The sequence below is a fragment of the Promicromonospora sp. NPDC023987 genome, from assembly GCF_040639055.1.
Lineage (GTDB): Bacteria > Actinomycetota > Actinomycetes > Actinomycetales > Cellulomonadaceae > Promicromonospora.
The window spans coordinates 51,602-63,925 of the sequence record NZ_JBEZZF010000030.1 but is presented as its reverse complement, the minus strand read 5'-3'; the positions used below and the strand labels follow the sequence as shown (position 1 = coordinate 63,925).

The 12,324-nt window shown below is 72.3% G+C and carries 11 protein-coding genes; 3 read left to right on the top strand and 8 right to left on the bottom strand.

Annotated features, from left to right (window positions below; all coding sequences use genetic code 11):
- Nucleotides 1–114 precede the first annotated feature (114 nt).
- From AB0F40_RS14995 to AB0F40_RS14975, 5 genes are read right to left on the bottom strand one after another with little or no spacing between them, the layout of a single operon-like run.
- Nucleotides 115–456: a metal-sensitive transcriptional regulator gene (locus tag AB0F40_RS14995; RefSeq protein WP_357468716.1), complete on the bottom strand. Its 342-nt coding sequence runs from the start codon at nt 454–456 to the stop codon at nt 115–117.
- Nucleotides 457–479: 23 nt separating this feature from the next.
- Nucleotides 480–788, bottom strand: a complete 309-nt coding sequence (locus AB0F40_RS14990) for a YHS domain-containing protein (RefSeq protein WP_357468713.1) — start codon at nt 786–788, stop codon at nt 480–482.
- A 26-nt stretch (nt 789–814) separates the two neighbouring features.
- Entirely contained in the window at nt 815–3,136 is a 2,322-nt protein-coding gene (locus tag AB0F40_RS14985) for a heavy metal translocating P-type ATPase (protein ID WP_357468711.1), read from the bottom strand.
- Nucleotides 3,136–4,065 carry a heavy-metal-associated domain-containing protein gene (locus tag AB0F40_RS14980; protein ID WP_357468708.1) on the bottom strand — a complete coding sequence of 310 codons (930 nt, stop codon included), beginning with the start codon at nt 4,063–4,065 and terminating at the stop codon, nt 3,136–3,138. Before AB0F40_RS14980 ends, AB0F40_RS14985 begins: the two co-directional genes overlap by 1 nt.
- Complete coding sequence (locus AB0F40_RS14975; RefSeq protein ID WP_357468706.1) at nt 4,062–4,274, bottom strand: heavy-metal-associated domain-containing protein; 213 nt, start codon at nt 4,272–4,274, stop codon at nt 4,062–4,064. The genes AB0F40_RS14980 and AB0F40_RS14975 overlap by 4 nt, the downstream gene beginning before the upstream one ends.
- Before the next feature lie 153 nt (nt 4,275–4,427).
- On the opposite strand from AB0F40_RS14975, the gene AB0F40_RS14970 reads away from it, so the two are divergent.
- Nucleotides 4,428–4,730, top strand: a complete 303-nt coding sequence (locus tag AB0F40_RS14970) for a hypothetical protein (RefSeq protein ID WP_357468703.1) — start codon at nt 4,428–4,430, stop codon at nt 4,728–4,730.
- A gap of 19 nt (nt 4,731–4,749) precedes the next feature.
- On the opposite strand, the gene AB0F40_RS14965 is transcribed toward AB0F40_RS14970, so the two are convergent.
- Nucleotides 4,750–7,983 carry an efflux RND transporter permease subunit gene (locus AB0F40_RS14965; protein ID WP_357468700.1) on the bottom strand — a complete coding sequence of 1,078 codons (3,234 nt, stop codon included), beginning with the start codon at nt 7,981–7,983 and terminating at the stop codon, nt 4,750–4,752.
- 189 nt (nt 7,984–8,172) lie between these two features.
- Between AB0F40_RS14965 and AB0F40_RS14960 the strand changes: the two genes are divergently transcribed.
- The gene (locus AB0F40_RS14960; RefSeq protein ID WP_357468697.1) at nt 8,173–8,622 is read left to right on the top strand and encodes a MarR family transcriptional regulator; all 450 of its coding nucleotides are present in this window, start codon (nt 8,173–8,175) and stop codon (nt 8,620–8,622) included.
- 112 nt (nt 8,623–8,734) lie between these two features.
- Nucleotides 8,735–9,727 (top strand): aldo/keto reductase, encoded by a 993-nt coding sequence (locus AB0F40_RS14955; RefSeq protein ID WP_357468695.1) that lies wholly within the window; start codon nt 8,735–8,737, stop codon nt 9,725–9,727.
- Between the two features lie 14 nt (nt 9,728–9,741).
- Here the strand turns inward: AB0F40_RS14955 and AB0F40_RS14950 are convergent, their stop codons facing one another.
- Nucleotides 9,742–11,238, bottom strand: a complete 1,497-nt coding sequence (locus AB0F40_RS14950; protein ID WP_357468693.1) for an aldehyde dehydrogenase (NADP(+)) — start codon at nt 11,236–11,238, stop codon at nt 9,742–9,744.
- Between the two features lie 67 nt (nt 11,239–11,305).
- The gene (locus AB0F40_RS14945; RefSeq protein WP_357468691.1) at nt 11,306–12,307 is read right to left on the bottom strand and encodes a proline racemase family protein; all 1,002 of its coding nucleotides are present in this window, start codon (nt 12,305–12,307) and stop codon (nt 11,306–11,308) included.
- Nucleotides 12,308–12,324: the final 17 nt, after the last annotated feature.

Below are 12,324 nucleotides of genomic sequence, written 5' to 3'. Positions count from 1 at the left end.
CGACGAGATCGGGGTCCTCCGCGATGCGGCGGGTCGCCTCGATCCCGTCGATGCCCCGGGGTGCCGACCTTCTGACGTTCTACCGACCACATCGGGCGGCCTCGCCTCCCGAGCTCAGGAGCGGACCAGCCGCGCTATCGCGTCGGAGGCCTCCTTCACCTTGGCGTCCGCCTCGGGGCCCCCGGCTCGGGCGGCGTCGACCACGCAGTGCTTGAGGTGGTCGTCCAGCAGACCCAGCGCGACGCTCTCCAACGCCTTGGTCAGGGCGGACACCTGCGTGAGGATGTCGATGCAGTACTGCTCCTCGTCGACCATCCGGTGGATCCCGCGGGCCTGCCCCTCGATGCGCTTGAGCCGGGCGAGGTAGTTGGCCTTGTCGGTGATGTACCCATGGGTGGCATGTGCGTCACCCTCCCCGGTCGCGTCGAGGGCGCCAGGGGATCCTGTTTCGGTCATGGCTCCCATGGTGTCACCTCAGGTCAGACCGCTGCCGCGTATTTCGAGGGGTCGGCGTCGAACGGCGCCTCGCACCCCGCGCAGCAGAACCAGTAGCGCTGGCCCGCGTAGTCGCGGAACAGCCCCTTGGCCTCGGCGTCGGCCTTGACGACGGTGCTCCCGCGCATCACCGGGCACTCCGCGAGCTCCTCGGCCGACGGGCCGAGCAGGTTGATGCCGTGGTGGCTCGGCACGGCCGAGTGCGCGTGGCCGCCACAGTGGCCGCCGTCGGCCTGCTCGGCGTGGCCGGGGTCGTGGTCGCCGTGCTGGTGCTCGTCGTGGTCGTGTCCCATGGTGGGTCCCTTCGTTGATGGGGTGGTCAGGCGTCCTGCAGCGTCCGGGCCTCCGGCCGGGACACCGCGGGGACGCGGGGGGCCGCCGCACGGCTCGCGAACGAGCGCAGGCGGAGGCTGTTGCCGACGACGAAGACGCTGGAGAACGCCATCGCCGCGCCGGCGAGCATGGGGTTGAGGAGGCCGAGCGCGGCCAGCGGGATCGCGGCGACGTTGTACCCGAAGGCCCAGAACAAGTTCGTCCTGATCGTGCGCAGGGTGCGGCGGGAGAGCCGGATCGCGTCGGCCGCGGAGCGGAGATCTCCGCGCACCAGGGTGATGTCGGCCGCCTCGATCGCCGCGTCGGTGCCGGTGCCCATCGCGAGGCCGAGGTCGGCCTGTGCCAGGGCGGGCGCGTCGTTCACGCCGTCGCCGACCATCGCGACGATCTTGCCCTCGCCCTGCAGCCGGGCGATCACGTCCGCCTTGTCCTGCGGCATCACCTCGGCGATGACCTGCGTGATGCCCACCTCGGCGGCGACCTGCTCGGCCACCGCCCGGTTGTCGCCCGTGAGCAGCACGGGCGTGAGCCCGAGCGCGGTGAGCTGCGCAACGGCGGCGGCACTGGTCGGCTTGACCTGGTCGGCGACCACGAGGATGCCCCGCGCCTGGCCGTCCCAGCCGACCGCCACGACGGTCTTACCCTCACCCTCGGCTTGAGCCTTAGCCTGTGCCAGGTGCGTGGGCAGGTACTGCGACCAGTCGGCCAGCAGGGCCTCCCGGCCGACGACGACGGCGTGCCCGTCGACGACCCCCTGCACGCCCAGCCCCTGGACGCTCTCGAACGACTCCGGGACGGACAGGCTGCCGACCTGCTGGGTGGCGCCCTTGGCGATCGCCTGCGCGACGGGGTGCTCGGAGGCGTCCTCCAGGGCGCCCGCGAGGCGGAGCAGCTCGTCGCGGCTGGTGCCGGCGTCCGGGACGACGTCGAGGAGCGTCATCCGGCCGGTCGTCACGGTGCCGGTCTTGTCGAGCACGACCGTGTCGACCTTGCGGGTGGACTCCAGGACCTCCGGCCCCTTGATCAGGATGCCGAGCTGGGCCCCTCGTCCCGTACCGACCAGGAGGGCGGTGGGGGTCGCCAGCCCGAGCGCGCAGGGGCAGGCGATGATCAGCACCGCGACGGCGGCCGTCAGCGCGGCGGTCGCGGGGAACCCGCCGCCGAGCCAGACGCCGAGGGTCCCGACGGCTATCGCGATGACGACAGGCACGAAGATCCCGGAGACCCGGTCGGCGAGGCGCTGGACCTCGGCCTTGCCGGACTGTGCGTCCTCGACGAGCTGCGCGATCCGCGCCAGCTGCGTGCCCGAGCCGACCTGGGTGGCGCGGACGACCAGCCGGCCGCCCGAGTTCACGGTCGCCCCGGCCACGGTGTCGCCGGCCCCGACCTCGACGGGCACGGACTCCCCCGTGAGCATCGAGGCGTCGATCGCCGACGAGCCGGCGACGATGACGCCGTCCGTGGCCACCTTCTCGCCCGGCCGCACGACGAACTCGTCGCCGACGGCGAGGCTCTCGACCGGGATCCGGGTCTCCGTGCCGCCGCGCAGCACGGCGACGTCCTTCGCGCCGAGCTCGAGCAGCGCCCGCAGCGCCGCGCCGGCCCGGCGCTTGGACCGCTTCTCGAAGTAGCGCCCGGCGAGCACGAACATCGTGACGCCCGCGGCCACCTCGAGGTAGATGTTGGCCGCACCGTCGGACGGCGCGATGGTCAGCTCGAACCCGTGCGTCATCCCCGGCTCCCCCGCCGTGCCGAAGAACAGCGCGTACAGGGACCAGAGGAACGCGGCCGAGACACCGAGCGAGACGAGGGTGTCCATCGTCGCCGCGCCGTGCCGCAGGTTGGTCCAGGAGGCCTGGTGGAACGGCCACGCCGCCCACACGATCACCGGGGCGGCGAGCGCGAGCGACGCCCACTGCCAGTACGTGAACTGCCACGCGGGCACCATCGCCAGGGCGATCACCGGCACGGCCAGCACGATCGAGGTGATCAGCCGGTTCCGCAGCGAGCGCAGCTCGACGTCCCGCGCGTCGAGGGCGTCGCCGCCGCCCTTCGGGGCGTCCTTCGGCGCCGGGAGCGCCGCGGTGTAACCGGTCTTCTCCACCTCCGCGACGATGGCGCTCAGGTCGTAGCCCGCCGGCGCCGTGACCTTCGCCTTCTCGGTGGCGTAGTTGACGCTGGCGCTGACCCCGTCGAGGCGGTTGAGCTTCTTCTCGATCCGCATGGCGCACGACGCGCAGGTCATGCCACCGATCTCGAGGTCGACGGTCGTTCCCGGCTCGTCCGTCCGGGATGTGGTGTCGGACATCATTCCCTCCCTGTCGCGTCCAGGACGAAGTGCGCGGTGCGCACGACCCCGTCGACCTTGAAGTCCAGGTACAGCAGGTAACGGCCGGGCGTGGGGGCCTCGGTCATGAACCCGATCTCGGGGCCCGACACCGAACCGGGCGCCGGCTCGTCGCCCTCCGGGTGCACGTGCAGGTAGGCCAGGTCACCGTCGCGCAGCGCGACGAGGTGCCCGTAGGCGCCGAGGTACGGCTCCAGCGTGGTGACGGGCTCGCCGTCCTCCGTGACCTTCACGGTGAGCATGGAGTCGCCGGACGTGCCCAGGTCTCCCGTGAGCGTGGCGGTGTACCCGTCGACGGTGTCGCTCGTGGAGACCACGGTCGGCGGCTCCGGCGAGACCCGCCCGCCGACGTCGACGGTGCGGCTGAGCGTCACGTTCTCGCCGGTCGCCTCGGGGACGAAGTCGGTGAGCACGCGGTAGCTGCCGGCCGCGTCCCAGGTCCACGGGATCGACCAGACGCCGTCGGCCGACATCTTCGGGTGCACGTGGCGGAACCCGGCCCCGTCGGTACGGACCACGATCAGGTGCAGCTCCTTGTCGTGCTCGGTCTCGAACGCGGTCACGGCGTCGCCGCCGGATGAGGTGATCGAGAACGAGAGAGTCCCGTCCTCGCCGACCCGGTCGGGAGCGCTCACCGGGTTCAGGAGCAGGCCGTCCTGTTCGAGGGCGAGCCCGCGCACCGGGGCCGCCGCGCTCTCGCCGCCGTGCGGACCGGCGTCCGGGGCCGCGCCCATCTCCATGTCCATGGCGGCCGGGTCGTCCGCCTCCGCCGTCGTCGACCACGCGGCCACGGCGGCCTTCGGCACGACCAGGCCCGCGACGGTGAACGCCGCGACGAACAGCGCGACGAGACCCGCCCCGTAGACGCTCAGGCGCTGGGGTGCGTTCACGGGACGCGCACCGCCTCGTACCCGGCCTCGTCGACCGCGGCCAGGACCGCCGCGTCGTCCGGCGCGGTAGCGCTCGTGACGACGAGCCGGCCGGTCGCGGCACTGACGTCGACGTGCGCGACACCGGGGAGCCCGCCCACCTCGCCACGGACCGCCGTCTCGCAGTGCCCGCACGTCATCCCGGTCACCTGGTACTCGCTCGTCGTCATCGTCTCTTCCTTCCGCTCGATCGCTACCCCTAGGGGGTAGCCGTATGCGGGTAACCATATACCCCCCTGGAGTATTTCGGTCAAGAGAGGCCCCGATGGCGGGGAGCCGGCGACGTCCGCTGCCGGCCAGGTCACGGCCGCTAGGGTTCGCGCATGGACCTCATCGCGACGGCGGCCATCGTCATCCTGCTGCTCAGCACGATCACCATCACCGGGAACCTGCGTTCGACCGCGCGCACCGCGGAACGGACCGAACGCAAGCTCGACATGGTGATCAAGCACCTCGGCATCGAGGGCCCGGCCGCGGAGGGCCTCGCCCCGGTGACGGTGGCCGAGATCGACCGGTGCATCTGGTCCGACCGGCGCGTCGAGGCGATCAAGCTCTACCGCGAGGCGACCGGCCATGGGCTGGTCGAGGCCAAGCAGTGGGTCGACCGGCGCGCTGAGTCGTTCTGAGGGCGGGCGCCCGGGCGGGCTACCGCGCGCCCCGTGCCGCCAGCTCCTCGGCGAACCGCGCCGCCTCGGCGGCCTTGACCTGCGCCCGCTCCGCCCGGCGCGCCGCACGTGCCGCGCGCTTGGGGGTGCGCTCGCCCGAGCGCCGCTCGAACAGCATGTAGATCACCGGCACGACGTACAGCGTGAGCAGGGTCGAGGACACGAGCCCGCCGATCACCACCAGGGCCAGCGGCTGCGAGATGAACGCCCCGCCGCCGGTCAGCCCGAACGCCATCGGCGTCAGGGCCAGGATCGTCGCGGCGGCCGTCATCACGATGGGCCGCAGCCGCTGCCGCGCACCCTCCTTGACCGCCTCGTCCAGCGGCCGTCCGTCGGCCCGGTACTGGTTGATCAGGTCGATCAGCACGATCGCGTTCGACACCACGATGCCCACCAGCATCAGCGCACCGATCAGCGCCGCGACGTCGAGCGGCGTGCCGGTCAGCAGCAGCGCACCCAGGGCGCCGGTCGCCGCGAACGGCACCGAGACCAGCAGGATCAGCGGCTGCGCGATGCTCCGGAACGTCGCCACCATGACCAGGTAGACGATGAGGATGGCCGCCACCAGCGCCAGGCCCAGGTCCGCGAAGGCGTCAGCCTGGTCGGACGCGACGCCACCGATCGTCACCTCGGCACCGCTCGGCAGGTCGAGGCCGTCGATCTCCTCCGTCAGGGTCACGGTCAGCGCACCCAGGTCATCCCCGGAGGGAGTCACCGCCACGGTGGCGCTGCGCTCGCCGTCCACCCGCGTGACCGCCGCGGGCGCCGAGACCTCCTCGACCGTCACCAGATCGCTCAGCGGGACCATGCCCGCCGCCGTCGGCACCTCGACCTTCTTGATCTCCGCGGTCGTGGCAGGCCGGTCACCGGCCACCACGACATCGAGCGACGACCCGTCCAGGTCCATCGTCCCGATGCTCGCCTCGTTCATCGCGCCGGCCAGGATGCCGGAGACCGTCGACTCCGTCAGCCCGACCTCCGCCGCCGCGTCTCTGTCCACCGTCACCTGGACGCTGGACTGCTCGGCGGCGAGGTTGTTCGTCACGTCCTCCACACCGTCCAGGTCCGTCACCGCGTCCTCGACGGCGCCCGCGGCGTCGGCCAGCCCCTCGGCGTCCGGTGCCGTGACGACCAGGTCGACGGTCGTGCTGGCGAACCCGGCGTCACCCGCGGACACCGTGACCTCGCCGTCGGGCGCGGCGTCGTCGAGCGCGTCGTTCACGTCGTCCTGCACGACCTCGCCGTCGGCGTCCTCGTCCAGCGTCATCGCGAACGACGCGCTGCTGCCGCCACCGCCCATGCCGAACGCCGCGGCCATCCCGTCGCCCGAGCCGACGGTGGTCTGCACCGTCTCGACGCCGTCGACGTCGGCCAGGACCTCCTCGACCTCCTTGGCCGCCTCGTCCTGGGCCGCGAGCGACGTACCGGGCTCGAACTCCTGCGTCACCGAGAGCGTGTCCTGGCCGGCCGCCCCGATGAAGTTGGTCTCCATCCGGGGCACCAGCGCGACCGTGCCGGCGAGCAACGCGATCGCGACGCCCAGGGTGACGGCCGGGCGCCGCAGCGCCGCGGACAGCGACGGCACGTAGGCACGCTGCCAGACGCCGCGGCGCTCCTTGAGCTCGGCGGCCTCGCGCAGGGCGGCGCCGCCGTCGGCCGAGGCCGGGACCTTGATGAACCAGTAGGCCAGCACCGGTACGACGACCAGCGCCACGACCAGGGAGGCGCCCATCGCGATCGCCACGGTGACGGCGAAGGGCTGGAACAGCTCGCCGGCCATGCCGCCCACCAGGGCGATCGGCGCGAACACCGCCACCGTGCAGATCGTCGACGAGGTGATGGCCGTGCCCACCTCGCGGACCGCCGTGATGATCCCGTGCACCCGATCCTCGCCGTACGACAGGTGTCGCTTGATGTTCTCGATCACCACGATCGAGTCGTCCACGATGCGCCCGATCGAGATGGTCATCGCCGCGAGCGTGAGGATGTTCAGCGTGTAGCCGGTCAGGTTCATGACCGCGAACGTCACCGCGAGCGACAGCGGGATCGAGATCGCCGAGACCAGCGTGGCCCGCAGGGACGCCAGGAACACCAGGATCACGAGCACCGCGAAGAGCAGGCCGAGGCCGCCCTCCGTCGTCAGGCCCTCGATCGACTCCTCGATGAACGGCGCCTGGTCGAACGTGACGGCCGTCGTCACGCCGGCGTCGGCCAGCTCGTCCTCGACGTCGGCCAGCACGTCGTGCACCGCGTGCGACACGTCCACCGTGTTGCCGTCCGGCGTCTTGGTCAGGGCGATCGCGAGCGACGGCTCACCGTCCAGGCGGGAGTAGGAGGTGGGTTCCACGTCCTGCACGCTCACGTCCGCGACGTCGCCGAGGTGCACGACGTCGGCGGGGCTCGCCGCGGCGTCGGGCGCCGTCGGGGCGTCGGGAGCCGTGGGTGCTCCGGGCGCCTGCGCGGCCTCTGGTGCCGAGGGCGCCGCCGAACCCGCGGAAGGGACCAGCGGCAGGTTCTCGAGCTCCTTGACGGAGTCGACGGAGGTGCCCACCTGGACGCTGTTCGTCTCACCGTCCTGCGTGACTGCGCCGACGGGTGTGACGGTCCCGTTCTCCTGCAGGACCGACGAGAGCTGCGCTGCGGTCAGGCCCGCCTCCGCGAGCTTCTCGTCGTCCGGGTCGATCACCACCTGCTGCTCCGTGGCGCCCGTGACCGTCACGTCGCGGACCTCGGTGATCCCCGACAGCTCGGGCACCAGCACGGAGTCGATGGCGTCGGTCAGCTCCTGCTCGTCGCCGTCACCGGAGACCGCGAGCTGCACCACCGGCAGGTCGTCGAGGGACCCGGCCATGACCTCGGGCTCGACGTCCTCCGGGAGGCCCTGGATGCTGCCGAGCGCCGAGGTCACCTCCTGCTCGATCGCGTCGATGTCGGTGCCGTACTCGAGCTCGACGGTGGTCACCGAGACGCCTGTCGAGACGGTCGAGCTCACACCCGTGACGCCGTCGATGCCCTGGACCGCCGTCTCGACGGGGTCCGTGACCCGGTCCGCGACGATCTCCGGCGCGGTGCCGGGGTAGCCGGCGGTGACCGCGACCATGGGCACGTTGATCGACGGGATGAGTTCCTGCCGGAGCTGCCCCATGCTGAAGATGCCGACGAGAAAGACGGCAATCGTCGCGAGTGCGACGAGCGCACGGTTCGCGAGCGACATTCGGGCAAGACGAAACACACTGCCTCCAGATCTGGGGTTACGCCGGGTCCGCGACTCCGTCGGCGCAGTATTTTGCCTAACGCAAAGGATCCTGCCCGGGTTCCCGCCTCGCAACTTCGGTTCCGACGCCGACGCCGGCGCGCGCTCCGCTCCGCTCTCAGCGGGTGAAGTCCCGGTTAGGGTCAGCCCGTGACCGACCAGACCCGCGACCAGCTCGTCGCCGAGCTCGCCACCCTGCACCACGACCTCGGCGAGGAGTTCTTCGCCACGCGGCTGCGCCCCCTGCTGGAGACCGACCTGACGGTGCAGCAGCTGCGGGCCCTGGCGCTCGTGCAGGTGGACCGCGAGTCGACGCCGCAGCGGCTCGCCGAGGCGCTCGGTGTCTCGGCAGGCACGGTCTCCGGGATCCTCGACCGGCTCACCGCCGCGGGCATGACGGTCCGCACCCCGGACCCGGCGGACGGCCGGGTCCGCCGCGTGACCAGCACGGAGAAGGGCACCGAGGCGATCCGGCGGCTCGTCGCGCACGACGAGGACCTGCCGCCCGACCTCCTCGCCCTGCTCGACGTCGACGATCTGCGCGCGCTCACGCGGGGCACCCGTGCGCTGCTGGAGGCGGCCCGCAAGCTGCGGTCGTAGGCGGAGAGGCGCGCCCACGTAGGCTGACCACCGCGGCGGGAGCGGCCGGGCCTGACGCATCGTGCTGAAGCGATGGGCAGCGCCCGTTCCACCCACGACCGAGGAGCCAGACATGCGGACACGAACACTGGGACCAGGGCCGAGCAGCCTCGAGGTCTCGGCCATCGGGCTGGGCTGCATGGGCATGAGCCAGAGCTACGGCCCCAACCCGGGAACCCGCGACGAGATGATCGCGGTGCTGCGCGGTGCCGTCGACCGCGGGATCACGCTCTTCGACACGGCCGAGGTCTACGGCCCGTTCGTCAACGAGGAGCTGGTCGGCGAGGCCCTCGCGCCCGTGCGTGACCAGGTGGTCATCGCGACGAAGTTCGGCTTCGAGCTCGATGACGAGGGCCGCAGCGTCGGCACGGACAGCCGTCCCGAGCACATCAGGCAGGTGGCCGACGCAGCCCTGCGCCGCCTCGGCACGGACGTCATCGACCTCTTCTACCAGCACCGTGTCGACCCGCGGGTGCCGATCGAGGACGTCGCAGGAACCGTCGCGGAACTCATCGAGGCGGGCAAGGTGCGGCACTTCGGCCTCTCCGAGGCGGGCGCCGACACCATTCGCCGTGCGCACGCGGTCCAGCCCGTCACGGCCCTGCAGAGCGAGTACTCGCTCTGGACCCGCGACCCCGAGCCGGAGATCCTGCCGACGCTCGAGGAGCTCGGCATCGGGTTCGTCCCCTTCAGCCCGCTCGGCCGGGGCTTCCTCACGGGCGCGCTCGACACCACGCTCGCAGACGGCGACATGCGCGCGGGCCTCCCGCGCTTCAGCGACGAGAACCGCCAGGCCAACCTGGCCTTCGTCGAGCTGCTCCGCGCGGTCGCCGCACGCAAGGGCTGCACGACGGCGCAGGTGGCACTCGCCTGGCTGCTCGCGCAACGGCCGTGGATCGTCCCGATCCCTGGCACGCGCCGCACCAGCCGCCTCGAGGAGAACATCGGCGCGGCCGACGTCGAGCTCACCCCGGGCGACCTGACCGAGATCGCGACCGGTGCCGAGCAGATCCGGGTCAGCGGTGAGCGCTACGGCGAGGCGATGCTCCGCATGACGGGGCTGTAGGGCTTCCCGGACCGTCACCAGCCCAGCGATTCTCCCCGCGTGGCGATCGTCCGCGGCACGTCCCAGGTGTTGTCGTCGCGCAGGGGCGGGGGCAGCAGCTCCTGCGGGGCGTCCTGGAACGCGACCCCGCGGAGGAACCGGCCGATCGCGGCGGTGCCGACCGACGTCCCGTCGGTGGTCGTCGCGGGCCAGGGGCCGCCGTGCTGCATCGCGGGCGTGACCGCGACGCCGGTGGGCCAGCCGCCGAGCAGGACGCGCCCCGCATGCCGGGCCAGGCGGGTCACGAGCGCGCCCTGCTCCTCGCCCGTCTCGCCGTCCCCGAGGTGCAGGGTCAGCGTGAGGTTGCCCGGGAACAGCTCGGCCACCGCCGCCCCCAGATCAGCTTCAGCCGGGTACTCCACGATCACGGAGAACGGCCCGAACACCTCGTCCAGCAGTACTGACCCGGCGCTCCGCAGCAGGTCGAGCGGTACAGCGACGAGCGTCGGCGTCACCAAGGCCTGGCCGTCGGCGGCGCGCCGGAAGCCGCCGCCGTGCACCACGCGCACGCCGTCCACCCCCAGCACCTCCGCGACCCGCCGCTCGTATCCGTCCGCGATCGACGGATTGAGCAGCCGGTGCTCCGGCACGCGCGCCGCGGCGGCGGCCACTGCGTCGTCGTACCGCGTGCCCTCCGGGACGAGCAGGAAGCCGGGCTTGGTGCAGAGCTGGCCTGCCGAGCCGGAGACGCTCGCCACGTACCCGTCGAGCAGCTCGCTCCCCCGCTCGCGCAGTGCCGCCGCCGAGGCGAGCACCGGGTTGACGCTGCCGAGCTCACCGAAGAACGGGATCGGTTCGGGCCGCCCCGCCGCTCGGGCCGCGAGCAGCTGTCCGACCCGCTGCGACCCGGTGAACGCCGCCGCCCGCACCGCGGGGTGCTCCACCAGCGCCACCCCGGCGTCCTGCGACGTGACGAGCTGCAGTGCGAACTCCGGCAGACCCGCCTCGGTCAGTGCGGCCGAGACGAGCTCCGCGACCCGCACGGACAGCCGAGGATGCCCGGGGTGCGCCTTGACGATCACCGGGCAGCCCGCCGCGAGCGCCGCCGCCGTGTCGCCACCGGCGACGGAGAACGCGAACGGGAAGTTGCTCGCCGCGAAGTTGAGCACGGGCCCGACGGGCCAGAGGGTGCGGCGCAGGTCGGGTCGGGGGCCGAGGACGAAGTCGGAGTCCGCCTCGTCGAGGCGCACGTCGAGGTAGGCGCCGTCGGTGACGACGTGCGCGAACAGCCGCAGCTGCACCTGGGTGCGCTTGAGCTCGCCGCGCAGGCGCGCCTCGGCGAGGCCGGTCTCCGACTGGGCGATGGCGACCAGCTCGTCCGCGTGGTCGGCGAGCGCGGCGGCCGCGTCGCGCAGGGCGGCGGCGCGGGCTCCGGGGGCCGTGCGGGACAGTCCGTCGAACGTCTCCCGCGCGCGGCGGGCGACGTCGTCGACGGTGCGGTCAAGGTGTTCGGGGGCCGCGGTGGCGGTCATGGGTTCGGCTCCTCAGCAGATGGCAGGTACGGCAGACGATCCCGGCGGACAGGCCCAGAAGACGGGCTCAGAAGACGAAGCCGGTGGGGAACGGGTCGCTCGGGTCGAGCAGGTAGTTGGCTGTGCCGGTCACCCAGGCGCGTCCGGTGATGGTCGGCACGACGGCGGGCACGCCCGCGACCGTCGTCTCGGCGACCAGGCGGCCGACGAACCGGCTGCCGATGAACGACTCGTTGACGAAGTCGGTGTCGAGGGCGAGCTCACCGCGCGCCCACAGCTCGGCCATGCGGGCCGACGTCCCGGTGCCGCACGGCGACCGGTCGAACCAGCCGGGCGAGATGGCCATGGCGTGGCGGGAGTGGCGGGCGTCGGAGCCGGGGGCGATCAGCTCGACGTGGTGACAGCCCTCGACGCCGTCGAGCTCCGGGTGCTTGGGCGGCGCCGTCTCGTTGATCGCGTCCATGATCGCGAGCCCGGCGGCGAGCAGGTCCTGCTGCCGGGCCCGGTCAAAGGGCAGCTTCAGGTCGTCCAGGTCGACGAGCGCGTAGAAGTTTCCGCCGAACGCCATCGAGTACGGCACCGTGCCGTAGCCGGGCACCTCCACGGCCTGGTCGAGCGCCGTCACGAAGCTGGGCACGTTCTCGATGGTCACGGCGTCCGCGTGGCCGCCGCTGACGGCGACCTTCGCGACGACGACGCCGGCGGGCGTGTCGAGCCGGATCTCGGTGACCGGCTCGACGACGTCGACCATGCCGGTCTCGACGAGGACGGTGGCCACACCGATGGTGCCGTGCCCGCACATGGGCAGGCAGCCGGACACCTCGATGTAGACCACGCCCCAGTCGCAGTCGGGCCGGGTGGGCGGCTGCAGGATGGCGCCGCTCATGGCGGCGTGCCCCCGTGGCTCGTTCATGAGGAACAGCCGCAGGTCGTCCATGTGCTCCATGAAGTACAGCCGGCGGTCGTTCATCGTGGAGCCTGGTATTGGTCCGACCCCGCCGGTGACGACACGCGTCGGCATGCCCTCGGTGTGCGAGTCGACGGCGCTGAACACCTTGCTCGAACGCATGGCTCTCTCCTTCCTCC